The 25,244-nt window shown below is 68.1% G+C and carries 25 protein-coding genes; 11 read left to right on the plus strand and 14 right to left on the minus strand.

Features of this window, described 5'->3' with window-relative positions; translation table 11 throughout:
- Positions 1-86 precede the first annotated feature (86 nt).
- The 4 genes from tauD to tauA all read right to left on the minus strand — a co-directional run bounded on the left by tauD (position 87) and on the right by tauA (position 3,652).
- Positions 87-920 (minus strand): taurine dioxygenase, encoded by an 834-nt coding sequence (gene tauD, locus FBY21_RS21420; protein WP_142013521.1) that lies wholly within the window; start codon positions 918-920, stop codon positions 87-89.
- A 12-nt stretch (positions 921-932) separates the two neighbouring features.
- A complete protein-coding gene (tauC, locus tag FBY21_RS21425; protein WP_074972339.1) occupies positions 933-1,763 on the minus strand; it encodes a taurine ABC transporter permease TauC in 831 nt (276 codons plus the stop codon).
- The gene (gene tauB / locus FBY21_RS21430; RefSeq protein ID WP_044413892.1) at positions 1,760-2,542 is read right to left on the minus strand and encodes a taurine ABC transporter ATP-binding subunit; all 783 of its coding nucleotides are present in this window, start codon (positions 2,540-2,542) and stop codon (positions 1,760-1,762) included. The genes tauC and tauB overlap by 4 nt, the downstream gene beginning before the upstream one ends.
- A gap of 129 nt (positions 2,543-2,671) precedes the next feature.
- On the minus strand, positions 2,672-3,652 hold the full coding sequence (tauA, locus tag FBY21_RS21435) for a taurine ABC transporter substrate-binding protein (protein ID WP_142013523.1): 981 nt from the start codon (positions 3,650-3,652) through the stop codon (positions 2,672-2,674).
- A 550-nt stretch (positions 3,653-4,202) separates the two neighbouring features.
- On the opposite strand from tauA, the gene FBY21_RS21440 reads away from it, so the two are divergent.
- The 8 genes from FBY21_RS21440 to FBY21_RS21475 all read left to right on the plus strand — a co-directional run bounded on the left by FBY21_RS21440 (position 4,203) and on the right by FBY21_RS21475 (position 11,262).
- Entirely contained in the window at positions 4,203-5,540 is a 1,338-nt protein-coding gene (locus FBY21_RS21440) for an OprD family porin (RefSeq protein ID WP_142013526.1), read from the plus strand.
- 301 nt (positions 5,541-5,841) lie between these two features.
- A complete protein-coding gene (locus FBY21_RS21445; protein ID WP_044413884.1) occupies positions 5,842-6,480 on the plus strand; it encodes a peroxiredoxin in 639 nt (212 codons plus the stop codon).
- Between the two features lie 16 nt (positions 6,481-6,496).
- Positions 6,497-7,072, plus strand: a complete 576-nt coding sequence (ssuE, locus tag FBY21_RS21450) for an NADPH-dependent FMN reductase (RefSeq protein WP_142013528.1) — start codon at positions 6,497-6,499, stop codon at positions 7,070-7,072.
- A gap of 103 nt (positions 7,073-7,175) precedes the next feature.
- Complete coding sequence (locus FBY21_RS21455) at positions 7,176-8,141, plus strand: sulfonate ABC transporter substrate-binding protein (protein WP_044413879.1); 966 nt, start codon at positions 7,176-7,178, stop codon at positions 8,139-8,141.
- A 109-nt stretch (positions 8,142-8,250) separates the two neighbouring features.
- On the plus strand, positions 8,251-9,408 hold the full coding sequence (gene ssuD, locus FBY21_RS21460; protein WP_142013531.1) for an FMNH2-dependent alkanesulfonate monooxygenase: 1,158 nt from the start codon (positions 8,251-8,253) through the stop codon (positions 9,406-9,408).
- 10 nt (positions 9,409-9,418) lie between these two features.
- On the plus strand, positions 9,419-10,204 hold the full coding sequence (ssuC, locus tag FBY21_RS21465; protein ID WP_142013533.1) for an aliphatic sulfonate ABC transporter permease SsuC: 786 nt from the start codon (positions 9,419-9,421) through the stop codon (positions 10,202-10,204).
- Positions 10,201-11,010, plus strand: a complete 810-nt coding sequence (ssuB, locus tag FBY21_RS21470; protein ID WP_142013535.1) for an aliphatic sulfonates ABC transporter ATP-binding protein — start codon at positions 10,201-10,203, stop codon at positions 11,008-11,010. The genes ssuC and ssuB overlap by 4 nt, the downstream gene beginning before the upstream one ends.
- Before the next feature lie 36 nt (positions 11,011-11,046).
- Complete coding sequence (locus FBY21_RS21475) at positions 11,047-11,262, plus strand: molybdopterin-binding protein (RefSeq protein WP_003455791.1); 216 nt, start codon at positions 11,047-11,049, stop codon at positions 11,260-11,262.
- Positions 11,263-11,585: 323 nt separating this feature from the next.
- Here the strand turns inward: FBY21_RS21475 and aguA are convergent, their stop codons facing one another.
- The 7 genes from aguA to FBY21_RS21510 all read right to left on the minus strand — a co-directional run bounded on the left by aguA (position 11,586) and on the right by FBY21_RS21510 (position 18,280).
- A complete protein-coding gene (gene aguA, locus FBY21_RS21480) occupies positions 11,586-12,692 on the minus strand; it encodes an agmatine deiminase (protein ID WP_142013538.1) in 1,107 nt (368 codons plus the stop codon).
- 61 nt (positions 12,693-12,753) lie between these two features.
- Positions 12,754-13,635, minus strand: coding sequence for an N-carbamoylputrescine amidase (gene aguB / locus FBY21_RS21485; protein WP_074972318.1), 882 nt, complete (start codon positions 13,633-13,635; stop codon positions 12,754-12,756).
- 187 nt (positions 13,636-13,822) lie between these two features.
- Positions 13,823-14,467 (minus strand): TetR/AcrR family transcriptional regulator, encoded by a 645-nt coding sequence (locus tag FBY21_RS21490; RefSeq protein ID WP_142013541.1) that lies wholly within the window; start codon positions 14,465-14,467, stop codon positions 13,823-13,825.
- Positions 14,468-14,528: 61 nt separating this feature from the next.
- Positions 14,529-14,984 (minus strand): NfeD family protein, encoded by a 456-nt coding sequence (locus FBY21_RS21495; RefSeq protein ID WP_044405257.1) that lies wholly within the window; start codon positions 14,982-14,984, stop codon positions 14,529-14,531.
- 2 nt (positions 14,985-14,986) lie between these two features.
- Positions 14,987-15,907 (minus strand): SPFH domain-containing protein, encoded by a 921-nt coding sequence (locus FBY21_RS21500; RefSeq protein WP_044405260.1) that lies wholly within the window; start codon positions 15,905-15,907, stop codon positions 14,987-14,989.
- A gap of 123 nt (positions 15,908-16,030) precedes the next feature.
- Positions 16,031-17,815, minus strand: coding sequence for a GspE/PulE family protein (locus FBY21_RS21505; protein WP_142013543.1), 1,785 nt, complete (start codon positions 17,813-17,815; stop codon positions 16,031-16,033).
- A gap of 132 nt (positions 17,816-17,947) precedes the next feature.
- Positions 17,948-18,280, minus strand: coding sequence for a hypothetical protein (locus FBY21_RS21510; RefSeq protein ID WP_142013545.1), 333 nt, complete (start codon positions 18,278-18,280; stop codon positions 17,948-17,950).
- 126 nt (positions 18,281-18,406) lie between these two features.
- On the opposite strand from FBY21_RS21510, the gene FBY21_RS21515 reads away from it, so the two are divergent.
- Positions 18,407-18,877: an Lrp/AsnC family transcriptional regulator gene (locus tag FBY21_RS21515; RefSeq protein ID WP_044405265.1), complete on the plus strand. Its 471-nt coding sequence runs from the start codon at positions 18,407-18,409 to the stop codon at positions 18,875-18,877.
- Positions 18,878-19,253: 376 nt separating this feature from the next.
- Here the strand turns inward: FBY21_RS21515 and argC are convergent, their stop codons facing one another.
- The 3 genes from argC to FBY21_RS21530 form a co-directional block, all read right to left on the minus strand.
- Positions 19,254-20,201, minus strand: a complete 948-nt coding sequence (argC, locus tag FBY21_RS21520) for an N-acetyl-gamma-glutamyl-phosphate reductase (RefSeq protein WP_142013548.1) — start codon at positions 20,199-20,201, stop codon at positions 19,254-19,256.
- A gap of 75 nt (positions 20,202-20,276) precedes the next feature.
- Positions 20,277-20,942 carry a DUF502 domain-containing protein gene (locus FBY21_RS21525; protein WP_142013550.1) on the minus strand — a complete coding sequence of 222 codons (666 nt, stop codon included), beginning with the start codon at positions 20,940-20,942 and terminating at the stop codon, positions 20,277-20,279.
- A 43-nt stretch (positions 20,943-20,985) separates the two neighbouring features.
- Positions 20,986-22,353 (minus strand): inorganic triphosphatase, encoded by a 1,368-nt coding sequence (locus tag FBY21_RS21530; RefSeq protein WP_142013553.1) that lies wholly within the window; start codon positions 22,351-22,353, stop codon positions 20,986-20,988.
- Positions 22,354-22,486: 133 nt separating this feature from the next.
- Here FBY21_RS21530 and argE point away from each other — a divergent pair, with 133 nt between their 5' ends.
- Positions 22,487-23,650 carry an acetylornithine deacetylase gene (argE, locus tag FBY21_RS21535; RefSeq protein WP_142013556.1) on the plus strand — a complete coding sequence of 388 codons (1,164 nt, stop codon included), beginning with the start codon at positions 22,487-22,489 and terminating at the stop codon, positions 23,648-23,650.
- 252 nt (positions 23,651-23,902) lie between these two features.
- Complete coding sequence (gene argA / locus FBY21_RS21545; RefSeq protein WP_142013558.1) at positions 23,903-25,201, plus strand: amino-acid N-acetyltransferase; 1,299 nt, start codon at positions 23,903-23,905, stop codon at positions 25,199-25,201.
- Positions 25,202-25,244: the final 43 nt, after the last annotated feature.

Genomic DNA, 25,244 nt, shown 5'->3' on the forward strand with positions numbered 1-25,244 from the left:
GGCTGGCAGAAGGCCATTCGGACCCGTCCGAAGATCGGTGGACAAGCGGCTCGCCCCCGCTCCGTATCGGAGCGGGAGGGGACCGTTCAGAACGGCTTGTCGCCGAGGATGGTGGCGCGGTGCATCACGCGGCGGGCGGGGCGGTAGTCGTCGACGGCGAAGTGCTGGGTGATGCGGTTGTCCCAGAAGGCCACGTCGTTCTCCTGCCAGCGCCAGCGCAGGGTGAACTCCGGGCGGGTGGCGTGGGCGAAGAGGAAACGCAGCAGGGCGTCGCTTTCCGCCGCCGACAGCTCGTTGATGCGGGTGGTGAAGCCTTCGCTGACGAACAGGCCCTTGCGCCCGGTGACCGGGTGGGTGCGCACCACCGGGTGGCTCACCGGCGGGTGCTTGCGCTTGGCCGCTTCCAGCTTCTCGCGTTCCTCTGCCGTCAGGCTGAAGCGCTCCTCGGGGAAGGAGCGGGCCAGGTCGTGGGTGGCGGTGAGGCCTTCGAGCATCCGCTGCAGCGGCGCGGAGAGGGCTTCGAAGGCGGCGCTGCTGCTGGCCCAGAGGGTGTCGCCGCCCACCGGCGGCAGCAGCTTGGCGCTGAGCACGGCGCCCAGGGCCGGGGTTTCCATGAAGGTCACGTCGGTGTGCCAGAGGGCGTTGTCGCGCACGTCGGTGACGGCGGTGTCGAGCACCAGCACTTCCGGCTGCTCGGGGATGTTGGGGTAGATGGGGTGGATGTGCAGGTCGCCGAACTGGGCGGCGAAGCGTGCCTGCTGGGTGGGCGCCAGGGGCTGGGCGCGGAAGAACAGCACCTGGTGCTTGAGCAGGGCGGCCTCGATGCCATCGCGGTGTTCGGCACTCAGCGGCTCGCGCAGGTCGACGCCGCCGACCAGGGCGCCAAGGGCGGGGCTGAGGGGGGTGATGTGCAGGGGCATGACGGGCCTCGATCAGTGATTCTGCCCGTGCCAGGGCACGAGCTTGCGTTGCAGGGTGCGCAGGCCGAGTTCCAGGGCGAAGGCGACCAGGGCGATGACCAGGATGCCGAGCACCACGACGTCGGTGACCAGGAACTGCGCGGCCGACTGGACCATGAAGCCGAGGCCCTGGGTGGCGGCCACCAGTTCGGCGGCGACCAGGGTCGACCAGCCGACGCCGAGGCCGATGCGCACGCCGGTGAGGATGTCCGGCAGGGCGCTGGGCAGGACCACGTGGCGGATCAGCTGCGCCGGGGTGGCTCCGAGTGACTGCGCCGCGCGCAGGCGCGCCGGGTTGACGTTGCGCACGCCGGTGGCGGTGGCGATGGCAATGGGGGCGAAGATGGCGAGGAAGATCAGCAGCACCTTGGACAGCTCGCCGATGCCGCACCAGATGACGATCAGCGGCAGGTAGGCCAGCGGCGGGATCGGCCGGTAGAACTCGATCAGCGGGTCGAAGATGCCGTGGGCGATGCGGTTGCGGCCGATGGCGATGCCCAGCGGGATGGCGGTGAGCACGGCGGCCAGCAGGGCGGTGCCGATGCGCGCGAGGCTCGCCAGCAGGTGCGCCCAGAGGCTGGAATCCATGTAGCCCTGGGTGGCCAGCTGCCAGCCCTTGCGCAGCACCGCCTGGGGGCTGGGCAGGAACAGCGGCTCGATCAGGCCGGCGGTGGTCACCGCCCACCAGGCCAGCAGCAGGCCGACGAGGGTCAGGCTGCTGATGGCGAAGGTGGAGAGGCGCCAGGTGCGGGGTGCGGGGGCCGCTGCCTTGTTTTCCGGCAGGGGCAGGTCGAGGCTGCTCATGCGCTTCTCCTTTGCCGTTCGGCGAAGACCTGGGCGAGGACGTGTTCGCGGGTTTCGATGAAGGCCCGGTCGGACTTGATCGCCCGTGCACTCTCGCCGGCGGCGTAGCGGCGGCCGAAGTCGAGGGTCAGGCGCTCGCTGATGCGACCGGGGTTGGGTGACAGGAGGATCAGGTCGGTGGCGAGGAACACCGCTTCCTCGATGTCGTGGGTGATCAGGAACACCGGCTTGGCGGCGCGCTGCCAGACCTGCAGCAGCAGTTCCTGCATCTGTTCGCGGGTGAAGGCGTCGAGGGCGCCGAAGGGTTCGTCCATCAGCAGCACGCGCGGGTCGGCGGCCAGGGCCCGGGCGATGCCGACGCGCTGGCGCTGGCCCCCGGAGAGTTCCCAGATCTGGCGCTTCTCGAAGCCGGCGAGGTCGACCAGGGCGAGCATCTCGCGGGCCTTGGCTTCGCGCCGCGCACGGGGCACGCCGGCCAGTTCGAGGCCGAAGGCGACGTTGCCGAGGACGTTCTGCCAGGGCAGCAGGGCGTCGTCCTGGAACACCACGCCACGCTCGGCGGAGGGGCCCTGCACGGGCTTGCCGTCGAGGCTGATGCGACCGTCGCTGGGGGGCACGAAGCCGGCGATGAGGTTGAGCAGCGTGGTCTTGCCGCTGCCGGAAGGCCCCAGGGCGACCAGCAGCTGCTGTGGCCCGAGGGTGAGGGAGATGTCGGTCAGTACCGGCTCGGCCGTGCCGGGGTACTGTGCGCTGATGCGCTCCAGCTGGAGTAAGGCCATTTTCTTCGACGCTCTTCTGAATGTGTCGGATCGAGCGAGTTGGAGCGGGGCCAGTCGCAAACGACCGGGGCTGCTGCAGGTGAGCAAGCCCAGGTCGTTTTCAACAACGCCCCGCCGACGCGCCGCCGATCAGTTGGTGACGTACTTGGCGCTCACGTAGGGGGCGTAGTCCGGCAGCACCGCATCGACCTTGCCCTGCTCCTTGAGGAAGGTGGCGGTCTGGTTGATGGCCTGGGTGGTCGGCGCGCCGAGGGCGGTGGCCTGGTCGGCGGCCAGCGGGAAGACGTTGCCCTGCAGCAGCAGCGGGATGTCCTCGGCCTTGGCGCCGGAGAGCTTCACCACCTTGTCGATGTTGGCCTTGTCGGCCAGCCAGGCTTGCGGGTCCTTGCGGTAGTCGGCGTAGGCGTCGAGGGTCACCTTGGCGAAGGCGCGGACCGCCTCGGGGTGCTTCTCGGCGAAGTCCTTGCGCACGATCCAGGCGTCGAAGGTCGGGGCACCGAGCTTGCCCAGCTCACCGGAGCTGATCAGCACCTTGCCGTTGGCCTTGGCCACGCCGAGCGCCGGGTCCCAGACGTAGGTGGCGTCGATGTCGCCGCGCTGCCAGGCGGCGATGATGGCCGGCGGCGCGAGGTTGAGGATGGTCACCTTGCTCGGGTCGATCTTCCAGTGCTTGAGGGCGGCCAGCAGGCTGTAGTGGCCGGTGGAGACGAAGGGCACGGCGATCTTCTTGCCGACCAGGTCCTCGGGCTTGGTGATGCCGGCGCCGTTGCGGGCGACCAGGGCCTCGGCGTCGCCGATCTGGGTGGCGATGAGGAAGGTCTGGATCGGCAGCTGGCGGGTGGCCGCCGCCGCCAGGGGGCTGGAGCCGACGTAGCCGATCTGCACGTCACCGGAGGCGACGGCGGTGATGACTTCGGCGCCGCTGTCGAACTTGCGCCAGTCGATCTTGGAGGCGCTGGCCTTTTCATAGGCGCCGTCGGCCTGGGCGACTTTCGCCGGGTCGACGGTGGTCTGGTAGGCGACGGTGAAGTCGGCAGCGTGGGCGCTCAGGGCCAGACCGCCGACGGTCAGGGCCGCCAGCAGGCGGCGGGCGAAGGGGGAACGATTCATGGTGGTGCTCCTCACGGGCGGCTGGCCGGCGCGAGGCCGGGCCACGGGACTGGAATAGGGGGGGTAGTGCTGGGAGTCCGGTGGTCCGGTGAAGCGAAATCTAAATGATCTAAAAACAGCTCAATAAATACTATTTGGTTATTAGTTTATGAGCGGCCGTGAGGGTGCCGACGCCTTTGCAGGCCAGGAGAGGCGTGGGACTGCGAATTCCGTCCGCTGCCGAGTCATTGGGGATGGCGCCAGGCGACCAAAGTCGGTAATTTGCGCGCCCTTTCGAGTAACTGATGTGGCCCGTCCACGGGCAGCTCCCCGCCAGAGGGAGGCTATCAGGCGTTTTATTCGATTTAGTTACAACAACGTGACGATAAATTCTTTTTAAGAATTAAACCCCTTGTCCTAGATTGGCCGCCACCTGAGGCAGGCCCACTGCAAGGGGCGCTACGGGGATTTTCTGACCCACGGGTCATTCCACTTCGCTAGTCGTCTGTACATAGCGGCGTGTACGTCACCGACCAGAACAACCTAGAAACACGCACCACTGGAGCATTGCATGAACAAATCTACCCTGGCCCTGGCCATCGCTGGCGGCCTGCTGGCCCAACAGGCCGTTGCAGGCGGTTTCATCGAAGACAGCAAGGCCACCCTCGGCCTGCGCAACTTCTACATCAACCAGGACAACCGCGAAGGCACCAATAACCCTTCCAAGCAGGAAGAGTGGGGTCAGGGCTTCATCCTCAACTACACCTCCGGCTACACCGAAGGCACCGTGGGCTTCGGCGTCGACGCCCTGGGCCTGCTGGGTGTGCGCCTGGACTCCGGCAAGGGCACCCACTACAACAATGGCAGCAATGCCTATGGCGGCCTGGTGTTCCCGAGCGAAAGCAATGGCCGCGCTGTGGATAACTTCAGCAGCCTGGGCCTGACCGGCAAGGTCCGCTTCTCCAAGACCGAAGCGCGCATCGGTACCCTGCAACCGAAGCTGCCGGTGGTGACCTTCAACGACGGTCGCCTGCTGCCGCAGACCTTCGAAGGTGGCCAGGTCACCTCCAACGAGATCGACGGCCTGACCCTGACCGGTGGCCAGCTCGAGCACGCCAAGGGCCGTAACTCCAGCGACGCCCGTGGCCTGTCCATCGGTGGTGCCAACAGCTCCAGCAACTACCGGAACGGCCAGTTCAGCAACAAGTTCTACTTCGCCGGTGGCGACTACAAGGTCACCAAGGATCTCACCGCGCAGTACTACTACGGCAACCTGGAAGACTTCTACAAGCAGCACTTCCTGGGCCTGACCCACAACCTGCCGATCGGTCCGGGCAGCCTGAAGTCCGACCTGCGCTACTTCTACAACACCTCCGACGGCAAGAACTCCAGCGCCGCCGGCCGTGCCGATGGCTACGTGGCTTCGGGCTACTACGGCGGCAACCGCACCACCGGTGAAGTAGACAACCGCACCTGGAGCGCCATGTTCACCTACACCCTGGGCAGCCACGCCGCCAGCCTGGGCTACCAGCAGCTCTCCGGCGACAGCGCCTTCCCGTTCCTGAACCAGGGCGACGGTGCCACCGCCTACCTGATCACCGACCGTCAGATCGGCAAGTTCCTCAGCGCCGGCGAGCGCACCTGGGTGGCCGAGTACGGTTACGACTTCACCAAGGTCGGCGTACCGGGCCTGAAGGCCGTCGGCACCTACCTGAAGGGCTACAACATCGACACCGCCAACGGTGGCCAGGGCGAGTGGGAGCGTGACTTCCGCCTGGACTACACCCTGCAGGACGGCCCGCTGAAAGGCCTGGGCATCTCCTGGCGTAACGCTGCCCTGCGCAGCGACGTGACCCGCGACCAGGACGAGAATCGCCTGATCCTGAGCTACACCCTGACCCTGCTGTAAGCAGCGTCATCGAGCCCCGCTTCCGCCCCTGGCGGAGGCGGGGCTTTTTTGTGCCTGGGATTCGGGGATGGCGTTCGCCTGGCGTGCGGTACGGCGTCCCAACCGGTCCACGAAGCCAGGCAAGGCCGTCGTCCGGGGCACGGATTTGGCGAGCAGCGCGCGCCCCTGTGGGGAGGAAAGTGAGCCGATTCATATAGCTCTTAAAGTTATAAATAAATTGTCATTTATTCTTTTTAATTTTCAAAAACCTTGCGCATAGTGAGCTCCACGGAACGCCACCCCACGACAGAGGAGCCACACCATGACCATCCGACTCGGCGACATCGCCCCCGACTTCGAACAGGATTCCAGCGAAGGCCGCATCCGCTTCCATGAGTGGCTCGGTGGCAACTGGGGCATCCTTTTCTCCCACCCGGCGGACTTCACCCCGGTGTGCACCACCGAGCTGGGCCTGACCGCCAAGCTCAAGGACGAATTCGCCGCCCGCGGCGTCAAGGCCATCGCCCTGTCGGTGGACCCGGTGGACTCCCACATCCGCTGGATCGATGACATCAACGAGACCCAGAACACCGTGGTCAACTTTCCGATCATCGCCGACGCCGACCGCAAGGTGTCTGACCTCTACGACCTGATCCACCCCAACGCCAACGACACCCTCACCGTGCGTTCGCTGTTCATCATCGACCCGAACAAGAAGGTGCGGCTGATCATCACCTACCCGGCCAGCACCGGCCGCAACTTCAACGAGATCCTGCGGGTGATCGACTCCCTGCAGCTGACCGACAACCACAAGGTCGCCACCCCGGCCAACTGGCAGGACGGCGACGATGTGGTGATCGTCCCCTCGCTCAAGGACGAGGACGAGATCAAGCAGCGCTTCCCCCGCGGCTACAAGGCCGTACGCCCCTACCTGCGCCTGACCCCGCAGCCCAACCGCTGAGCCTGGAGGCACGACCATGGTGGTGGTGACCCTATCCGGCAGTCCCAGCCCGAATTCCCGCTCCGCCGCCCTGGTGGCGCGTGCGCGGCACTGGCTGGAGCGGCACGGGGTCGAGGTGACGGGGTTCGCCGTGCGCGACTTCCCCGCCGAGGACCTGCTGCACGCGCGCTTCGACAGCCCCCGCGTGCAGCACCTGATCGAACAGGTCGGCCAGGCCGACGGGCTGCTGGTGGCCACGCCGGTCTACAAGGCGTCGTTCGCCGGCGCCCTGAAGACCCTGCTGGACCTGCTGCCCGAGCGGGCCCTGGCCGGCAAGGTGGTGCTGCCCATCGCCACCGGCGGCAGCAAGGCCCACATGCTGGCGGTGGACTACGCCCTGCGTCCGGTCCTGGCGGCCCTCAAGGCCGAGGACGTGCAGCACGGCGTGTTCGCCGACGACGGCCAGGTGGCGTTCGAGAATGGCGGGGTGCAACTGGCCCCGTCCCTGGAACAGCGCCTGGACGAAGCTCTTGAACGGTTCCACCAGGCCCTGGCCCGCCAGCCGCGCCCGCTGGACCCGAACGCCCTGCGCCACGCGCGCTGGAGCGTCTGACACGAACAACCCGCTCCCTGTGGAGCAACCGAACCGGCCTTACTCTCCCGCCAACGAGGCGAGCAGGCGCACACAAGCACGAGCGAAGTACGAGGAGAGCGCCATGCGCACCATCACTTTGCGTCGGAGCCTGGCTGCGCTGTTCACCGCGGCCCTGGCATTCGGCGCCATCACACAGGCACAGGCCGAGACCCTGCGGATCGGCTACCAGAAGTACGGCACCCTGGTGCTGCTCAAGGCCAAGGGCTCCCTGGAGAAGCGCCTGGCCGCCCAGGGCATCGACGTCAAATGGACCGAGTTCCCCGGCGGCCCGCAGCTGCTGGAAGGCCTCAACGTCGGCTCCATCGACTTCGGCGTCACCGGCGAGACCCCGCCGGTGTTCGCCCAGGCTGCCGGTGCCGACCTGCTCTACGTCGCCTACGAACCGCCGGCGCCCACCAGCGAGGCGATCCTCGTGCCCAAGGGCTCGGCGATCCAGTCGGTGAAGGACCTGGCCGGCAAGAAGGTCGCCCTGAACAAGGGCTCCAACGTGCACTACCTGCTGGTCCGCGCCCTCGAAGAGGCGGGCCTGAAGTACAGCGACATCCAGCCCGTGTACCTGCCCCCGGCCGATGCCCGCGCCGCCTTCGAGCGTGGCAGCGTCGACGCCTGGGTGATCTGGGACCCCTTCCAGGCCGCCGCCGAGCAACAACTGCAGGCCCGCACCCTGCGCAACGGCAGCCAGCTTGTGGATAACCACCAGTTCTACCTGGCCACCCGTGACTACGCGACCCAGCACCCGCAGGTGATCAGCGCCCTGGTGGAAGAGGTCCGCGCCGTGGGCGAGGACTCCAAGGCCGACCCGGACAAGGTGACCGAGCAGGTCGCACCGCTGCTCGGCCTGCCCAGGGACATCACCGCCATCGCGGTGAAGCGCCAGGGTTATGGCGCGCAGTTCCTCAGCCCCGAGGTGGTCACGGCGCAGCAGAAGATCGCCGACACCTTCACCGACCTGAAGCTGATCCCGAAAAAACTCAGCATCAAGGACGTGATCTGGACGCCGCCCGCCAAGGTCGCCCAGCAACCCTGACCCACGCCTGGCCCCGCGCCCGGACGGCGCGGGGAAGGCCCTGCTACCGCACACGAACCATCATCGCGCGGCTACGCCACGCCGGCGCGCTCACCCTGGAGTTATTGCGATGAGTCTCAACCTCTTCTGGTTCCTGCCGACCCACGGCGACGGCCACTACCTCGGCACATCCGAGGGCGCCCGTGCCGTCGACCACGGCTACCTGCAGCAGATCGCCCAGGCGGCCGACCGCCTCGGTTTCGGCGGCGTGCTGATCCCCACCGGCCGTTCCTGCGAGGACTCCTGGCTGGTCGCCGCCTCGCTGATCCCGGTGACCCAGCGCCTGAAGTTCCTCGTCGCCCTGCGCCCGGGGATCATTTCGCCCACCGTTGCCGCGCGCCAGGCCGCCACCCTCGACCGCCTCTCCGGTGGCCGGGCCCTGTTCAACCTGGTGACCGGGGGCGACCCGGACGAGCTGGCCGGCGACGGCCTGCACCTGAACCATGAGGCGCGTTACGAGGCGTCCGTCGAATTCACCCGCATCTGGCGCCGCGTGCTGGAGGGCGAGACCGTCGACTACGACGGCAAGCACATCCAGGTGAAGGGCGCCAAGCTGTTCTACCCGCCGTTGCAGCAACCGCGCCCGCCTCTGTACTTCGGCGGTTCCTCCGAGGCCGCCCAGGACCTGGCCGCCGAGCAGGTGGAGCTGTACCTGACCTGGGGCGAGCCACCGGCCGCCGTGAAGGAGAAGATCGAACAGGTGCGCGCGAAAGCCGCCAAGCTCGGCCGCAGCGTACGCTTCGGCATCCGCCTGCACGTGATCGTGCGCGAGACCAATGAAGAAGCCTGGGCTGCCGCCGACCGCCTGATCGCCCACCTCGACGACGCCACCATCGCCAAGGCCCAGGCGGCCTTCGCCCGCTTCGATTCCGTCGGCCAGCAACGCATGGCTGCCCTGCACAACGGCAAGCGCGACCAGCTGGAAGTCAGCCCCAACCTCTGGGCCGGCGTCGGCCTGGTGCGTGGTGGTGCCGGTACCGCACTGGTGGGCGATGGCCCCACCGTGGCCGCACGGGTCAAGGAATACGCCGACCTCGGCATCGATACCTTCATTTTCTCCGGCTACCCGCACCTGGAAGAGTCCTACCGCGTGGCGGAACTGCTGTTCCCCCACCTGGACGTGGCGCGCCCGCAGGCGAGCGATGGCCTGGCCTTCGTCAGCCCCTTCGGCGAGATGGTGGCCAACGAGGCGCTGCCCGAGCGTCGCCTCAAGGTCTCGCAGAGCTGAGGGCGCCGAGATGAACGTCCAATCAATCCTCCAGCGCCTCGCGCCCTGGGCCTTGCCGGTGGCGTTGCTGGTCGCCTGGCAGGTCGCCGTCGAGACCGGCCTGCTTTCCACCCGCATCCTCCCGGCACCCAGTGCCGTGGTGACCGCCGGCTGGCACCTGGTGGCCAGCGGTGATCTCTGGACCCACCTGGCCATCAGCGGCTGGCGCGCCGGCATCGGCTTCGCCATCGGCGGCAGCATCGGCCTGCTGCTGGGCTTCATCACCGGGCTCTCCGCCTGGGGCGAGCGGCTGCTGGACAGCTCGGTGCAGATGATCCGCAACGTGCCGCACCTGGCGCTGATCCCGCTGGTGATCCTGTGGTTCGGCATCGATGAGTCGGCGAAGATCTTCCTCGTCGCCCTCGGCACCCTGTTCCCCATCTACCTCAACACCTACCACGGCATCCGTAACGTCGACCCGGCGCTGGTGGAGATGGCGCGCAGCTACGGCCTCTCCGGCTTCGGCCTGTTCCGCCAGGTGATCCTGCCCGGCGCGCTGCCCTCGATCCTGGTGGGGGTGCGCTTCGCCCTCGGCTTCATGTGGCTGACGCTGATCGTCGCCGAGACCATCTCCGCCAATGCCGGCATCGGCTACCTGGCGATGAACGCCCGTGAGTTCCTGCAGACCGACGTGGTGGTGCTGGCGATCGTGCTCTATGCCGTCCTCGGCAAGCTGGCCGACCTCGCCGCCCGTGGCCTGGAGCGCGCCTGGCTGCGCTGGCACCCCGCCTACCAGCCCAAGGGAGGTGCGGCATGAATGCGTTGTCCACGCCGCAGCACCTCAAGCGCGGCATTCCCCTGGTGGTGCAGGGCATCGGCAAATCCTTCGGTGAGCGGGAGGTGCTCAAGGGCATCGACCTGCGCATCCCCGCCGGCCAGTTCGTCGCCGTGGTCGGCCGCAGCGGCTGCGGCAAGAGCACCCTGCTGCGCCTGCTGGCCGGGCTCGACCAGCCCAGCCGGGGCGAGCTGCTGGCCGGTTCGGCCCCCCTGGCCGAGGCCCGCGAGGACACCCGGCTGATGTTCCAGGACGCGCGCCTGCTGCCCTGGAAACGGGTGATCGACAACGTCGGTCTGGGCCTCTCCGGCGACTGGCGGCCCAAGGCCCTGGACGCCCTGGAAGCGGTGGGCCTGGCCGACCGCGCCCGGGAATGGCCGGCGGCGCTGTCCGGCGGCCAGAAGCAGCGCGTGGCCCTGGCCCGTGCGCTGATCCACCAGCCGCGCCTGCTGCTGCTGGACGAACCGCTGGGCGCGCTGGACGCGCTGACCCGCATCGAGATGCAGCAACTGATCGAGCGGCTCTGGCAGCAACACGGCTTCACCGTGCTGCTGGTGACCCACGACGTGAACGAGGCGGTGGCCATCGCCGACCGGGTGATCCTGATCGAGGACGGCGCCATCGGCCTCGACCTCACGGTCGACCTGCCTCGGCCGCGTACCCGTGGCTCGGCCCGGCTGGCGGCGCTGGAGGCCCAGGTCCTCGAACGCGTGCTGTCGCAGCCGGCGCCGCCGCCGGAACCCGAACCTGTTTCACCCCTGCCCACGCAGTTGCGCTGGGCACTCTGATCTTCATCCCACGACCCCGAGCAAAGGAAAAACGCCATGACCATCAAAGCCATCAACGTCCGCAACCAGTTCAAGGGCACCATCAAGGAAATCATCGAGGGCCCGGTGCTGTCGGAGATCGACGTGCAGACCGCCGCCGGCATCGTCACCTCGGTGATCACCACCCGCTCCGTGCGCGAGCTGGAGCTGGGCATCGGCTCCGAGGTGATCGCCTTCGTGAAGTCCACCGAGGTGTCCATCGCCAAGCTGTGAGGCAGCGGGGTGTGATCGTGGGGGGAAGCGGGAATCGCTGCGCGATCCTTCGCGAATGAATTCGTTCCCACATGACCGTGCCTTGTACCGACATGAAGAGCCCCCGCGTTTGCGGGGGCTCGTTCGTTGGGGACCGCTGCGCGGTCCTTGGGCGAATGAATTCGCCCCTACAAATCGATCCGTGTGGGAACGCATTCGTGATGACGCACGGTGCGCCCCCGGGGTGTAGGGGATTGCCCGACGAAACCGCTCCCATAGGGAAGTGCCTTGTGCCGGAATGAAAAAGCCCCGCGTTCGCGGGGCTTCGTTCATCCAGCGGTGGCTCAGCGCTTCTGCGGTGCCGGCTGCTGCTGGGTGATGCAGTGGATGTTGCCGCCGCCGAGGAGGATCTCGCGGCCGGGCACCATCACCACGTCGTGCTGCGGGAACAGGCGCTTGAGGATGGCTTCGGCCTCGGCGTCCTTCGGGTCGTCGAACTTCGGCGCGACGATGCCGCCGTTGACGATCAGGAAGTTGACGTAGGAACCCGCCAGGCGGATCGACGGGTCGCGCTCCTGGGTGCCTTCCACCAGGTCGACGCCGGCGCATTCTTCCTCGGTGGCGTGGATCGGGCCGGGGATCGGCATCTTGTGCACCACCAGCTGGCGGCCCTTGGCGTCGCGGGCCTGCTCCAGCACCTTCATCGCGGCCTGGCAGCGCGGGTAGTTGGGGTTGGCCGGGTCGTCGGTCCAGGCCAGCAGCACTTCGCCCGGGCGCACGTAGCAGCAGAAGTTATCCACATGGCCGTCGGTCTCGTCGTTGTAGAGGCCATCCGGCAGCCAGATGATGGTGTCCACCGCCAGGTGGTCGCGCAGCACCGCTTCGATCTCCTCGCGGTTCAGGTGCGGGTTGCGGTTGCGGTTGAGCAGGCATTCCTCGGTGGTGATCAGGGTGCCTTCTCCATCGACGTGGATGGAGCCGCCTTCCAGCACGAAGCCTTCGGTGCGGTAGCGTGCGCAGCCTTCGATCTCGAGGATCTTGCGGGCCACCTGGTCGTCACGCTGCCAGGGGAAGTAGAGGCCGCCGTCGAAACCGCCCCAGGCGTTGAACGCCCAGTCCACGCCGCGCACTTCGCCCTGGTCGTCGATGACGAAGGTGGGGCCGGTGTCACGCACCCAGGCGTCGTCGGTGGTGATCTCCACCACGCGGATGTTGGCGTCGTCCAGGCGCGCGCGGGCGTTCTCGTACTGGGCGGCGGAGGCGCACACGGTCACCGGCTCGAAGCGGGCGATGGCCTTGGCCACGGCGGTGAAGGCGGCCTGGGCGGGCTTGCCGCCGAGGCGCCAGTTGTCCGGGCGCTCGGGCCAGACCATCCAGGTGCGGGTGTGGGGCGCCCACTCGGCGGGCATGTGGAAGCCATCGGCGCGGGGCGTGCGGATCGGGGTGCTCATGGGGCGGTCCTTGGTGGAGGGCGCAGGCCGTTGATGAGGCCGGCCTGCGGCGCCGGGTCGGTCATTCGGAGAGGGTTTCGCCGTCGAGGGTCGCGATCGGCCAGTACAGGTTAGGACGGCGGTCGCGGAACACGCCCCAGGCGGTGCGTACCTTCTCCAGTTCGTCGAGGTCGAAGCGGTGGACAAGGATACCTTCTTCGACCTCGTCGAGTTCAGCCACCTTGCGGCCGAACTGATCGGCAATGAAGGACGAGCCGTAGAAGGTGATGTCGTAGCCGTCCTGCTCTTCGCGGCCGATGCGGTTGGAGGCGATCAGCGGCATGACGTTGGCGCCGGCATGGCCCTGTTGCACGCGCTGCCAGTGGTCGCGGGAGGTGATGGTGGCGTCGTGGGGTTCGCTGCCGATGGCGGTGGGGTAGAACAGCAGTTCGGCGCCCATCAGCGCCATGCTGCGGGCGCATTCGGGGAACCACTGGTCCCAGCAGATGCCGACGCCGATGCGGGCGTAGGCGGTGTCCCAGACCTTGAAGCCGGTGTCGCCGGGGTTGAAGTAATACTTCTCGTGGTAGCCGGGGCCGTCCGGGATGTGGCTCTTGCGGTAGACGCCGAGGTTGCTGCCGTCGGCGTCGAGGATGGCGATGCTGTTGAAGCGGGCACGGCCGGCGCGTTCGAAGAAGCTGATGGGCAGCACCACCTTGAGTTCGGCGGCGAGCCGGCTGAAGTGGGCGATGGCGGCGTTCTCCTCCACCGGGGTGGCCAGCTGGGCGTAGTCGGCGTTGGGCTTCTGGCAGAAGTAGGGCGTCTCGAACAGTTCCTGGATCAGGATGATCTGCGCGCCCTGGGCGGCGGCCTGGCGCACCAGCTTCTCGGCGTTGGCGATATTCGCGGCACGATCCCAGGAGCAGGCCATCTGGGTGGCGGCGACGGTAACGATGCGGGACATGGAACACCTCGTCGAACGGTTGCGGACCGGTGCCGGATATTCATCGGCATTCCGGGGGATTCCGTGCGATCGGTCGCGGTCCAGTCGCGCGGATGGCACCGTTATATTCGATAAAAATCCGTTTTGAAAGGGATTTTTAGCATTCACTCAGCGTGAGGAGGCTTTTAGTTCGATAACTATCGGCTTTTCAGGCGTCCTGGATGGCGTCGCGCTTGGGCAGGCAGTGCGGCAGGTAGAGCCCCAGGTAGGCGTCGAACACGCGCATGCCTTCCTCGGCCAGGCGGGGGGTGATGTGGCCGTGCTGCTGCACGGAACGCGCGTAGACGCGGTCGCCCAGCTCCATGGCCAGGGAGAAGACGTTCAGGTCCTCGGGCAGGGCGGGCAGCGGGAAGTGGCGCTCGAACACGGCGTGCATCAGGTGGCCCAGCTCGATGTCCAGCTGGCGGTCGGCCTGGGTCACTTCGGTGAGCCCGTGCTGGGCGAGGATCAGCTGGCGGGCGGCGGCGTCGGCATCGTAGATCGCCAGCATGCGCTCCTCGACGATCCGCGACAGGTCGCGCCAGCTGCGCAGTGCGGTGTGGTCCACCGGTTGTTGCAGGCTGGCGCGGAAGGCGGCGTGGACGTCGGCGGTCAACGCTTCGAGGATCGCCGGGACGCTGGAGAAGAAGTGGTAGACGGAGGAGGGCGGCATCTCCGCCCGCTCGGCGACGCTGTAGATCGACAGGTTGGCCACGCCCTGTTCGGCGAGCAGGCACCGGGCGGCGTCGAGGATGGCGGCGATGCGCAACTGGCTGCTGGCGCGGGGCTTGCGGGCGGTGGCAGGGCGGGACATCGGCGGCTCCTCGGCGGTGAGGCGCTATTGGACGCCAGCCGCCGGGGCCGGGGCAAGGGGCTCAGTCCGCCGGGGCGGGCTCGACTTTCAGCAGCACGCCGTCCTGGCCGACCACGCGGACGTGGCTGCCGGCCGGCAGGTCCGGGCCGACCACCAGCCACACCGAGTCGCCGGCGCGGATCTTGCCGCGCCCGCCCTCGATGGCCTGCAACAGGGTGAACTGCCGGCCCAGCAGCTCCTGGCCGCGGCGGTTCAGGCCCGGTTGGTCGGAGGCGCGCACGGCCACCTGCTGGCGCCGCCACCAGTAGGCGGCGGTGGCCACGGCGAGCAGGCCGAAGAGCACGAACTGCGCCTGCCAGGGCAGGTCCGGCACGAAGAACACCAGGGCACCGACCCCGGCGGCGGCCAGGCCGATCCACAGCAGGTAGCCGCCGGCGCCGAAGACTTCGAGGATCAGCAGCAGGGTGCCGAGGGCCAGCCAGTCCCAGAAGGCGAGGTTCTGCAGGTACGCCAGCATGTTCAGCCCTTCTTGTCGCCGAAGGTGGCCTTGACGATCTCGCCGATGCCGCCGACCGAGCCGATCACCTGGCTGGCTTCCAGCGGCATGAGGATCACCTTGCTGTTGTTGGCGCTGGCCAGGTTGCCGAGGGCTTCGACGTACTTCTGGGCGACGAAGTAGTTCACCGCCTGGACGTTGCCGGTGGCGATGGCGTTGGACACCACGCGGGTGGCCTCGGCTTCGGCGGCGGCGGCCCGTTCGCGGGCTTCGGCTTCGAGGAAGGCGGCGGCGCGCTGGCCTTCGGCGCGGAGGATCTCGGCCTGCTTCTGGCCTTCGGCGGTGAGGATGGCGGCGGAGCGGGAGCCTTCCGCTTCGAGGATCTGAGCGCGCTTCAGGCGCTCGGCCTTCATCTGGCTGGCCATGGCTTCGACCAGGTCGTTGGGCGGGCTGATGTCCTTGATCTCGATGCGGGTGACCTTCACGCCCCAGGGCGCGGTGGCTTCATCCACGGTGTGCAGCAGGCGTTCGTTGATGGCGTCGCGCTGGCTGAGCATGGCGTCCAGCTCCATGGAGCCGAGCACGGTGCGGATGTTGGTCATCACCAGGTTGCGGATGGCGTGTTCGAGGTTGTTCACCTCGTAGGCGGCCTGGGCGGTGTTGACCACCTGGAAGAAGCACACGGCGTCGATCTGCACCATGGCGTTGTCGGCGCTGATGGCTTCCTGCGGGGGGATGTCCAGCACGCTTTCCATGACGTTGACCCGGCGGCCGATGCGGTCCACCACCGGGACGATGATGTTCAGGCCGGGCTTGAGGGTGGTGGTGTAGCGGCCGAAGCGCTCGACGGTCCACTCGAAGCCCTGGGGCACGATCTTGAACCCCATGAAGACGATGGCCACCGCGAGGGCGACGAAGAGGATGACGACGGTACTGATGCCCATGCTGTACTCCTTGGCAGTGTGTCGGGCGGGGCGTTGCGCCCCGTGGTCCAGGTCGGTTGGCCCGGCACCTTTGCACAGCTCAGTGTGGCCTGCAAATACGCGGGGCGCCGCCGAGTCCCGTGGTTATTTCTGTTCGCTCTGGGGGGTGACGCGCAGCACTTCCTCCACCGTGGTCTGGCCGGCGGCGATCTTCTGCGCGCCGGACAGGCGCAGGCTGCGCATGCCGTCCTTGAAGGCCTGGCGGCGCAGGGCGACGAGGTCGGTGTCGGCGGTGATCAGGCTCTTCACGCCGTCGCTCAGCAGCATGATCTCGTAGACCCCGGCACGGCCGCGGTAGCCGGTGTCGCGGCATTCCAGGCAGCCCACGGCGCGGTGCGCGCCGGTGGGCAGCGGGGCGCTCCAGGGGCGGGTGAGGTTCTGCCAGTCCTCTTCCTCCAGCTCCATGGGCGCCTTGCAGTGCGGGCACAGGGTGCGCACCAGGCGCTGGGCCATGACCCCGAGCAGGGTCGCGCGCAGCAGGTAGTAGGGCACGCCCAGCTCCAGCAGGCGGGTGATGGCGCTGGGGGCGTCGTTGGTGTGCAGGGTGGAGAGCACCAGGTGGCCGGTGAGGGCGGCCTGGATGGCCATCTCGGCGGTCTCCAGGTCGCGGATCTCGCCGACCATGATGATGTCCGGGTCCTGGCGCATCAGCGCGCGCACGCCGCTGGCGAAGCTGAGGTCGATGTTGTGCTGCACCTGCATCTGGTTGAAGGCGCCTTCGATCATCTCGATGGGGTCTTCGATGGTGCAGACGTTCACCTCGCTGGTGGCCAGCTGCTTGAGCGTGGTGTAGAGCGTGGTGGTCTTGCCCGAGCCGGTGGGGCCGGTGACCAGGATGATGCCGTTGGGCTGGTGGGTCATGCTCTGCCAGCGCTTCAGGTCGTCCTGGGAGAAGCCCAGCTGGTCGAAGCTCTTGAGCAGCACCTCGGGGTCGAAGATCCGCATCACCATCTTCTCGCCGAAGGCGGTGGGCAGGGTCGACAGGCGCAGCTCCACCTCGCCGCCGTCCGGGGTCTTGGTCTTGACCCGGCCGTCCTGGGGCTTGCGCTTCTCGGCCACGTTCATCCGCCCGAGGCTCTTCAGGCGGCTGACGATGGCCATCGTGACCTGGGGCGGGAACTGGTAGACGTTGTGCAGCACGCCGTCGATGCGGAAGCGCACGGTGCCCTGCTCGCGGCGCGGCTCGATGTGGATGTCGCTGGCGCGCTGCTGGTAGGCGTACTGGAACAGCCAGTCGACGATGTTGACGATGTGGGCGTCGTTGGCGTCCGGCTCCTGGTCGCTGGCGCCGAGCTTGAGCAGCTGCTCGAAGTTGCCCACGCCGCTGATCTTCTGGTCCACGGCGGTGGCGCCACTGACCGACTTGGCCAGGCGGTAGAACTCGGTGGTGAAGCGTTGCAGGTCGGCGGGGTTGGCCACCACGCGCCTGATGGGGCGCTTGAGCACGTGGGTGAGGTTGCTCTCCCAGCTGTGCACGAAGGGCTGGGCGCTGGCGATGGTGACGCTCTCGCTGTCCACCGCCACGGCGAGGATCTTGTGGCGCTGGGCGAAGGCGTAGGACATCAGCGGGGTGACGACGGCGACGTCGATCTTCAGCGGGTCGATGCGCAGGTAGGGCTGGCCGCAATAGTCGGCCAGCCACTGGGTGAGGGTCTCCAGCTCCAGCTTGCGGCCGGGGCGCTTGAGGTCGTCCACCTGCTGGCTGGCGAGGAACTCCAGCGGGTGCTGCTGGTTGTTCACCGCGCTGCGGCGGATGGCCAGGCATTGCTCGGCGGTGTCCTGGGCGATCCGGCCCTGGTTCACCAGCTCCCGGAGCAGGTCATTGAGATCCAGCCAGCGATCCTGGGCGGCCGATGCGAAAGCCGACATGCGTTCTCCTTGGTCGTGCAGTCCCGACGGGAAAGCGTAGTCAATGCGCCTTCCCCGCAGGGTGCCAAGGATGCCCGAAACCACCCTCCCAGGGCCAAGCTGTTTGCGTGACCCGGTCGGCAGCCTGACCGATCAGCCAGTAACCTGCAGCTCCACGCCGAGGATGCCGACCTGGCTGCGCAGGCGCCGGGCGATGACCTCGGCGCGGTGCAGCGGCAGGTCGGTGAGGACCACGTCGATGCGCAGGTCGTCGTCCAGGTGGCGGGCCTCCACCCGCAGCGGCAGCACCTGCAACTGGGCGAAATGGCCGAGCAGGCGCAGCAGCAGGTCCGGTTCGGCGGCGGCGTGCACGGCGAAGCGCAGCGGGCGAGGGGCCTCGTGGGGCTTCCAGGGGTCGCTGCGCGTCCCTTCGGTGGACGGGGTTGCGGGCAGCGGCTGGCAGGCGGCGGATTCGCGTTCGAACATGGCGGGGGCTCCGGTTGGGATGGGCACAGTTTCCCAGCCGAAGCGGCAAAATATCTGCCTATCTCGCGGGCTTATCGGGTTCTTTGCACATAGAATTTCCCCGTATTGCCTGATGAGGGGAAAAACATGCCTTTGGAACTGGACGCCTACGACCGCCGCATCCTCGACCTGTTGCAGGAAGATGCGGGGCTTTCCACCGCCGAGATCGCCGAGCGCGTCGGGTTGTCCCAGTCGCCGTGCTGGCGACGCATCCAGCGGCTCAAGGAGGAGGGGGTGATCCGTCGCCAGGTCACCCTGCTGGACCGGCGAAAGATCGGCCTCAACGCGCAGATCTTCGCCCAGGTGAAGCTCAACGCCCATGGCCGCTCAAACCTCACCGAGTTCGCCGAGGCCATGCGCGGCTTCCCGGAAGTGCTGGAGTGCCATGTGCTGATGGGGGCGGTGGATTTCATGCTGCGCATCGTCACCCGGGACATCGAGGCCTATGAGCGCTTCTTCTTCGAGAAGCTGTCCATGGTGCCGGGCATCCAGGAGGTGAACTCCATCGTCGCCCTCTCGGAGATCAAGTCCACCACCTGCTTGCCGGTGGAGGGGTAGTGCTGGAACCTTCATGGGCACCCTTGTAGGGGCGACTTCAGTCGCCAAGCGGGCCGTAGGTCCGCCCCTTGAGGTCACGACGGGACCGCTGCGCGGCCCTTTCGCGAATGAATTCGCTCCTGCCGGGCGGGCCCACGGTGCACGGGACGGGACTGCTGCGCAGTCCTTGGGCGAATGAATTCGCCCCTACGGGAGCCGCCCATGAGCCGATGTGCGTAGGGCGGGCCGCGCTTCATCGGTCCACCTGGCGTGTAGCCCGGGCTTCAGCCCGGGAGCAGGACGGACCATCCCCGGGCTGAAGCCCGGGCTACTGGATGTAAACCCCGCAGGCACAAAAAAGGCCGGCAGAGGCCGGCCTTTCTCGTTGTGCAGCGGGTCAGGCGTTGAGGCCGGTGGCCTCGTCGGCGCCGATGTGCACGTTCATGCACTGCACGGCGGCGCCGGCGGCGCCCTTGCCGAGGTTGTCCAGGCGGGCGACCAGGTTCAGGCGGTCGGCGGAGCCGAAGACGAAGAGGTCGACGCGGTTGGTGTCGTTGCAGCCCTGGACGTCGAAGAAGCCGCCGTCGAGGTTGCCGTCGTCACCGGCCGGCATCACCCGCACGAACTGCTCGCCGGCGTAGTGCTGGCGGTAGATCTCGGCGATCTCGGCAGCGCTGGCCTTGCGCGCGAGGCGCTCGGTGTAGAGCGGCACGGTCACGGCCAGGCCCTTGAGGAAGGGGCCGACGATGGGGTTGAACACCGGTGCCTGGGCCAGGCGAGCCTGGACGCGCATTTCCGGCAGGTGCTTGTGCTCCAGGCCCAGGGCGTAGGGGCGCGGGCTCATCAGCTTGGCGTCATTGCCGGCTTCGTACTGGGCGATCATGCCCTTGCCGCCGCCGCTGTAGCCGGTGAGGGAGAAGGCCGAGAGCGGGTAGTCGGCGGGCAGCAGGCCGGCGTCGATCAGCGGGCGCACGGCGAGGATGAAGGCGCTGGCGTGGCAGCCGGGGACGGCGATGCGCTTGCTGGTGCGGATATTCTCGCGCTGGCCGGCGGCCAGTTCCGGCAGGCCGTAGGCCCAGCTGTCGTCGGTACGGAAGGCGGTGCTGGCGTCGATGATGCAGGTGTTCGGGTTGGTCACCAGGGACACCGCCTCGCGGGAGGCGACGTCGGGCAGGCAGAGGAAGGCGACGTCGGCGGCGTTGAGGAAGCGCGCACGTTCGGCCGGGTCCTTGCGCTTGTCATCGGCGATGCGCAGCAGCTCCACGTCGGAACGGCCGGACAGGTAGTCGAGCAACCGGAGGCCGGTGGTGCCTTCCTGACCATCTACGAACACTTTGAAAACCATGGCGGACTCACTCGGTAAAGACGAAGGAACCCCAGCCGGGGCTGATGGGGCGTGCATTGTAACCAGGCCCGCAGGTCACGGCGATGGGCGTTCCTCGGTGGCCTTGCGGGCGGCGCCCGGGGGCGTCAGGCCCATGGAGACATAGACGCTGGTGAGGGCGTCGACGCCCATGTCGGCGGGGCGTACCCAGTCCACCGGGACGTAGAGCAGCCCGCCGCCCACCGGGATCGGCGCGGTGGGCACGAGGATGGCGCAGTAGGCGCGGCCTTCCAGCTCGATGGGCTCGGAGCTGGGCTGCAGCGCCAGCACGGCGGCGCCGTCGCCGCCGAAGAAGCACCACACCGGCTGCATGGTGGTGATGTCGGCGTTCTTGTCCTTGTCGAGCATGCCGACGAAGCGGTCGGCGACGTTGTAGACGTTGCCGATCAGCGGGGTGCGGCGCAGGGTCTGGTCGAACAGCCAGGCCAGCGGCCGGCGCAGGCCCAGCTGCACGGCGAGGCCCAGGGGGTAGAGGCTGCCCAGCAGCACCAGGGTGCCGACGAACCAGGCCAGGACCGGATTGCTGGCGAACGGCTGGCCGAGGGCGGCGAGCAGTTGGCCGATGAGGGTGGAGGGGCCCACCAGGCGGTTCAGCAGGCTGACGATCCAGGCCAGCAGCGCCAGGGTCAGGACCAGCGGCAGCAAGGCCAGCAGGCCGGTGAACCAGGTGGTGATCAGGGAGCGGAGGCTGTGCTTGAACATGCGGGGGCTCCAGGCCCGCCACCCGGGGTGGCGGGCCGGCGGGTCACTTCAGCAGGTGTTTCCAGGCCTTCAGGGTCAGCAGGTGCTGGGCCTGGGCGCTGCGGGCCTCACGGCTGGCGTCGTCCAGGGGCTGGGAGGCCAGTTCGGCGAGCTTGCTCAGTTCGCCGAAGCAGCGGTCCACCTCGGGCACCTCCACCAGCACGCCACGGGCCAGGCGCAGCCAGACCAGCAGGCGCTCGATGCGCGGCAGCTGCTCGGCCAGGTCTTCCGGCTGGCGGCGGTAGCGGTCCAGTTGCAGGGCGACGGCTTCCTCGGCCAGCAGGCGCGGCAGCCAGCGGCCGATGGCTGCCTGGCCCTGGCGCTCGCCGCGGGCGTTGCGGCCCTGGGTCCAGCTGCGGCCCAGCAGCCAGCGCGAGGCTTTCAGGGAGAACAGGCCCCAGCGGGTGCCGGCCAGTTCCTCGGCGAAGCGCGCCGGGGCGGCCTGGCGCACGCTTTCGTCGTTCTGGCCGGCGTTGACCACCGGGCGCCAGTCGCCGATCAACGCATCCAGCGCCTGGCGCAGCTCATGGCTGGTGGGGCGCGGGGCGGCCTGGCCGAGGCTGCCCAGCAGGGCGCGCAGGTCGACCAGTTGCTGCAGCCAGTCGGCCAGCAGCTTCCAGTGGCCGTTGAAGCGGTACTGCTCGGCCAGGCGCTGGCTGTTGCCCAGCAGGGTCCAGCCGAGGGCGGGGATGGTGTCGTCCAGCGGCTGTTCGAAGGCGAGTTCAGGGGCGGGCAGGCTGACGCTGTAGCTCTGGGCGTCATACAGGCGGTAGCCGCGCTCGGCCTTGCTGATGTCGCAGGGCATCAGCGGCAGGTCGGCGGCCAGGGCCTCGGCCAGCTCCAGCAGGGCCTCGGGCTCGCCCTGGCGCAGCTCCAGCTCCAGCTCGCAGATTTCTTCCGCCTGGTCGCCGGCGATGACCTTGCCCAGGTCCAGGGCAGCTTCGATCACCACCTTGGCCTTGCCACGGCCCCAGGCCACTTCGGCGCGCTGGCGCACGAAGTCGGTGGTGAACAGCGGGGCCAGGGTCTTCTTGTCCAGCTCGGCAAGGCTGGCGGGCCAGCACTCGTCGCTGAGCTTCTTGGTGTCAAGCTTGGCCTTGGGCAGGTACCAGTCCCACTCGTTGCGCTCGGACAGCCCGGCCACGCTCTGGCCACGGGTCTTCAGGGTCTGGATGAACTGGTCGCCGTCGCGGCGCATGCGCAGCGCTACGCGGGCCTGGGCCAGGTCGCGGGCGGGGGTGTCGTAGTACTGGTTGAACAGTTCGCGGGTCTCCCAGCCACCCTTGATGCGCTTCTTCAGCAGCGGGTGGTCGCGGAGGGCGTCGAGGGTCTCGCGGCTGGCGCGGAGCTTGATTTCGGTTTCTTTCTGCATGGCCGGACTTTCTGGTGCAGCGCGGGATGGCTGTCGAGGGCGTGAAGTCTACAGCAGCGCGGCGGGGCCTGCCGGGTGGTTTCGCCAGCGGTGACGCCTGCCTATGATGGGCGCTCGTCGGTGGAGAACCCCCATGCGCCTTCCAGACCTGAAGACCCAGTTCGCTGCGTTGATCGCCGCGCCCTCGGTCAGTTGCACCCAGCCCCATTGGGACCAGTCCAACCTGCCGGTCATCGAGCTGCTGGCCGCCTGGCTGGGCGAGCTGGGCTTCACCTGCGAGATCCAGACCGTGGCGCCGGGCAAGGCCAACCTGCTGGCCACCCTGGGCAGCGGCCCCGGCGGCCTGGTGCTGGCCGGGCACAGCGACACCGTGCCCTTCGACGCGGCGCTGTGGAAAACCGACCCGCTAGCCCTCACCGAGGTGGGCGATCGCTGGTACGGCCTGGGCAGCTGCGACATGAAGGGCTTCTTCCCGCTGGTGATCGAAGCGGTGCGCGAGCTGGACGGGCAGGTGCCACGCCAGCCGCTGATCGTTCTCGCCACCTGCGACGAGGAAAGCTCCATGTCCGGCGCCCGCGCCCTGGCGGCGGCCGGTCGGCCCCTGGCGCGGGCGGCGGTGATCGGCGAGCCCAGCGGGTTGAAGCCGGTCCGCCTGCACAAGGGCGTGATGATGGAGCGCATCGACATCCTCGGGCAGAGCGGCCACTCCTCCGACCCGGCTTTGGGCCGCAACGCCCTGGAGGCCATGCACGAGGGCATCGGCGAGCTGCTGGCGCTGCGCCGCGAATGGCAGGCGCGCTTCCACAATCCGCTGTTCAATGTGGCGGGGCCGACCCTCAACCTGGGCTGCATCCACGGCGGCGACAACCCCAACCGCATCTGCGGCCAGTGCAGCCTGGAGTTCGACCTGCGGCCCCTGCCGGGCATGGATCCCGAGGTGCTGCGCGAGGCCATCGGCCAGCGCCTGCGCCCGGTGGCCGAGCGCCACGGCGTGTCCCTCGACTACCGGCCGCTCTACCCGGCGGTGCCGCCGTTCGAGGAGCCGGCCGACAGCGAGCTGGTGCAACTCGCCGAACGTCTAACCGGGCATGCCGCAGAAGCGGTGGCCTTTGGCACCGAAGCACCGTATCTTCAGCACCTCGGCTGCCAGACCCTGGTGCTGGGCCCTGGCGACATCGCCTGCGCGCACCAGCCCGACGAGCACCTCGAACTGTCACGGATCGCACCTACGGTGGCGCTGTTGCGTCAGTTGATCCGCCATTACTGCATCACCCCAACCCAACCAGGGCACCTCTGAAAACGTAGGCGAGGCCGTCAGCGCAAGGCAAAAACAGGCGAAAAAGCGCAGTTTACGTACGGTAAATGAGCATTTTGAGCCGGTTTTTAACGCCGCGATGACAACGCAGGTAGTTTTCAGAGGTGCCCGCCAGATGACTCCCCAGGAGGGCTTCCGTTGATGTTGCTGCGACGACGATAAACGCAACGCCACCTGCTCCGTTTCCGGAGTAGCACCGTTCATTTCGCCCCCGTCACAGGCATTCGGAATCCCATGCACGACTACGTCAACTGGCTGCGCCATGCTTCGCCCTACATCAACGCCCACCGGGACTGCACCTTCGTGGTGATGCTGCCCGGCGAGGGGGTTGCCCACCCGAATTTCGGCAACATCGTCCACGACCTGGTGCTGCTGCACAGCCTGGGCGTGCGCCTGGTGCTGGTGCACGGTTCGCGCCCGCAGATCGAGGCACGCCTGGCCGCGCGCGGGCTGACCCCGCACTTCCACCGCGACCTGCGCATCACCGACGGCCCCACCCTGGAATGCGTGATCGACGCCGTGGGCCAGCTGCGCATCGCCATCGAGGCGCGGCTGTCCATGGACATCGCCGCCTCGCCGATGCAGGGCTCGCGGCTGCGGGTCACCGGCGGCAACTTCGTCACCGCGCGGCCCATCGGCGTCGTCGACGGGGTCGACTACCACCACACCGGCGAGGTGCGCCGGGTCGACCGCAAGGGCATCGGCCGCCAGCTGGACGAGCGCTCCATCGTGCTGCTCTCGCCGCTGGGCTATTCCCCCACCGGGGAGATCTTCAACCTGGCCTGCGAGGACGTGGCGACCCGTGCCGCCATCGACCTGGGCGCGGACAAGCTGGTGCTGTTCGGCGCCGAACGCGGGCTGATCGACGAACACGGCCGACTGGTGCGCGAGCTGCGCCCGCAGCAGGTGCCGCAGCACCTGGCGCGGCTGGGCAACGGCTACCAGGCCGAGTTGCTGGACGCGGCCGCCCAGGCCTGCCGCAGCGGGGTCAAGCGCAGCCACCTGGTGAGCTACGCCGAGGACGGTTCGCTGCTCACCGAGCTGTTCACCCGTGACGGCGGCGGCACCCTGGTGGACCAGGAGCAGTTCGAGTCCCTGCGCGAGGCCACCATCGACGACGTGGGCGGGCTGATCGAGCTGATCACCCCGCTGGAGGAGCAGGGCATCCTGGTGCGCCGTTCGCGGGACGTGCTGGAGCGGGAGATCGGCCAGTTCAGCATCGTCGAGCGTGATGGCCACATCATCGCCTGCGCGGCGCTCTACCCGATCGCCGATTCCGAGGCGGGGGAGCTGGCGTGCCTGGCGGTGAACCCGGAGTACCGCCATGGCGGTCGCGGGGACGAGCTGCTGGAGCGCATCGAGGAACGGGCCCGGGCCCTGGGCCTGAAGACCCTGTTCGTCCTCACCACCCGTACCGCCCACTGGTTCCGCGAGCGCGGCTTCCAGCCCAGCGGCGTTGAGCGCCTGCCGGCGGCGCGGGCCTCGCTGTACAACTACCAGCGCAATTCCAAGATCTTCGAGAAGGCGCTGTAACGACGCGGGCTGCGCACCTGGGGTGCGCAGCCCGGTGTGGGGC

It is taken from the genome of Pseudomonas sp. SLBN-26, from assembly GCF_006715895.1.
Lineage (GTDB): Bacteria > Pseudomonadota > Gammaproteobacteria > Pseudomonadales > Pseudomonadaceae > Metapseudomonas > Metapseudomonas otitidis.

Bases quoted from the DNA above. Each gene is read 5' to 3' on its own strand.
- tauD (WP_142013521.1), bottom strand. From the start codon at position 920: ATGCCCCTGCACATCACCCCCCTCAGCCCCGCCCTTGGCGCCCTGGTC.
- tauC (WP_074972339.1), bottom strand. From the start codon at position 1,763: ATGAGCAGCCTCGACCTGCCCCTGCCGGAAAACAAGGCAGCGGCCCCC.
- tauB (WP_044413892.1), bottom strand. From the start codon at position 2,542: ATGGCCTTACTCCAGCTGGAGCGCATCAGCGCACAGTACCCCGGCACG.
- tauA (WP_142013523.1), bottom strand. From the start codon at position 3,652: ATGAATCGTTCCCCCTTCGCCCGCCGCCTGCTGGCGGCCCTGACCGTC.
- FBY21_RS21440 (WP_142013526.1), top strand. From the start codon at position 4,203: ATGAACAAATCTACCCTGGCCCTGGCCATCGCTGGCGGCCTGCTGGCC.
- FBY21_RS21445 (WP_044413884.1), top strand. From the start codon at position 5,842: ATGACCATCCGACTCGGCGACATCGCCCCCGACTTCGAACAGGATTCC.
- ssuE (WP_142013528.1), top strand. From the start codon at position 6,497: ATGGTGGTGGTGACCCTATCCGGCAGTCCCAGCCCGAATTCCCGCTCC.
- FBY21_RS21455 (WP_044413879.1), top strand. From the start codon at position 7,176: ATGCGCACCATCACTTTGCGTCGGAGCCTGGCTGCGCTGTTCACCGCG.
- ssuD (WP_142013531.1), top strand. From the start codon at position 8,251: ATGAGTCTCAACCTCTTCTGGTTCCTGCCGACCCACGGCGACGGCCAC.
- ssuC (WP_142013533.1), top strand. From the start codon at position 9,419: ATGAACGTCCAATCAATCCTCCAGCGCCTCGCGCCCTGGGCCTTGCCG.
- ssuB (WP_142013535.1), top strand. From the start codon at position 10,201: ATGAATGCGTTGTCCACGCCGCAGCACCTCAAGCGCGGCATTCCCCTG.
- FBY21_RS21475 (WP_003455791.1), top strand. From the start codon at position 11,047: ATGACCATCAAAGCCATCAACGTCCGCAACCAGTTCAAGGGCACCATC.
- aguA (WP_142013538.1), bottom strand. From the start codon at position 12,692: ATGAGCACCCCGATCCGCACGCCCCGCGCCGATGGCTTCCACATGCCC.
- aguB (WP_074972318.1), bottom strand. From the start codon at position 13,635: ATGTCCCGCATCGTTACCGTCGCCGCCACCCAGATGGCCTGCTCCTGG.
- FBY21_RS21490 (WP_142013541.1), bottom strand. From the start codon at position 14,467: ATGTCCCGCCCTGCCACCGCCCGCAAGCCCCGCGCCAGCAGCCAGTTG.
- FBY21_RS21495 (WP_044405257.1), bottom strand. From the start codon at position 14,984: ATGCTGGCGTACCTGCAGAACCTCGCCTTCTGGGACTGGCTGGCCCTC.
- FBY21_RS21500 (WP_044405260.1), bottom strand. From the start codon at position 15,907: ATGGGCATCAGTACCGTCGTCATCCTCTTCGTCGCCCTCGCGGTGGCC.
- FBY21_RS21505 (WP_142013543.1), bottom strand. From the start codon at position 17,815: ATGTCGGCTTTCGCATCGGCCGCCCAGGATCGCTGGCTGGATCTCAAT.
- FBY21_RS21510 (WP_142013545.1), bottom strand. From the start codon at position 18,280: ATGTTCGAACGCGAATCCGCCGCCTGCCAGCCGCTGCCCGCAACCCCG.
- FBY21_RS21515 (WP_044405265.1), top strand. From the start codon at position 18,407: ATGCCTTTGGAACTGGACGCCTACGACCGCCGCATCCTCGACCTGTTG.
- argC (WP_142013548.1), bottom strand. From the start codon at position 20,201: ATGGTTTTCAAAGTGTTCGTAGATGGTCAGGAAGGCACCACCGGCCTC.
- FBY21_RS21525 (WP_142013550.1), bottom strand. From the start codon at position 20,942: ATGTTCAAGCACAGCCTCCGCTCCCTGATCACCACCTGGTTCACCGGC.
- FBY21_RS21530 (WP_142013553.1), bottom strand. From the start codon at position 22,353: ATGCAGAAAGAAACCGAAATCAAGCTCCGCGCCAGCCGCGAGACCCTC.
- argE (WP_142013556.1), top strand. From the start codon at position 22,487: ATGCGCCTTCCAGACCTGAAGACCCAGTTCGCTGCGTTGATCGCCGCG.
- argA (WP_142013558.1), top strand. From the start codon at position 23,903: ATGCACGACTACGTCAACTGGCTGCGCCATGCTTCGCCCTACATCAAC.